General features: G+C 72.1%; 1 pseudogene. It reads left to right on the forward strand.

The features are described 5' to 3' along the window. Positions 1 to 653 (forward strand): annotated as a pseudogene (locus AB4Z27_RS29275) (hypothetical protein); the annotation flags it as partial.

Genomic DNA, 653 nt, shown 5'->3' on the forward strand with positions numbered 1-653 from the left:
GCGCCGACGGGGGTCTCGGCCTCGGTGTTCGTCGGCACCTATGCCACGGTGGAGACCCGGAACGCCGGGGAAGTCGATATCACCGCCACGGCCACACTGGCCAATGGCAGCCGAGCGACCTCGGTCACCCATCTGGTCGTGCAGGCAGCACCGGCGAAGTCGTACACGCTGACGCTGTCGCCGTCGAACCTGACCCTGACCGCTGGCGGGGCGGCGCAGACCGTGATCGCAGCCGTGCGCCGCTCGGATGGGGTCGATGGGATCGCCGACCTGACCAACTGGACTTGGACCACGGGCGACGCCACCTTCCCCGTGACGCAGGCAGCGGACGGCCATTCGGCGCAAGTCAGCAGCCCATCCTCAGCCACGCTGGCCGGCTCCGCCGTGCTGGCAGCCTGCGCCGATGCCCCCACCGGCACCCGCCTATGCGCCAATGCCGCGCTGGCTCGCCCGGCCACGCCGCCGCCGCCCACCTACACCCTGGGTGGCACGGTGTCCGGCCTGGCGGCTGGCAAGAGCCTGCTGCTGGCAGGCCCCAATGGCGATTCGCTGGCGATCAGTGCCGACGGCGCGTTCACGCTGCCCACCGCGCTGGCCGCCGCCTCGGCCTACAGCGTCACGGTGTCCGGCCAGCCTGCCGGCCAGACCTGTGC

It is taken from the genome of Cupriavidus sp. KB_39, from assembly GCF_052114485.1.
Lineage (GTDB): Bacteria > Pseudomonadota > Gammaproteobacteria > Burkholderiales > Burkholderiaceae > Cupriavidus.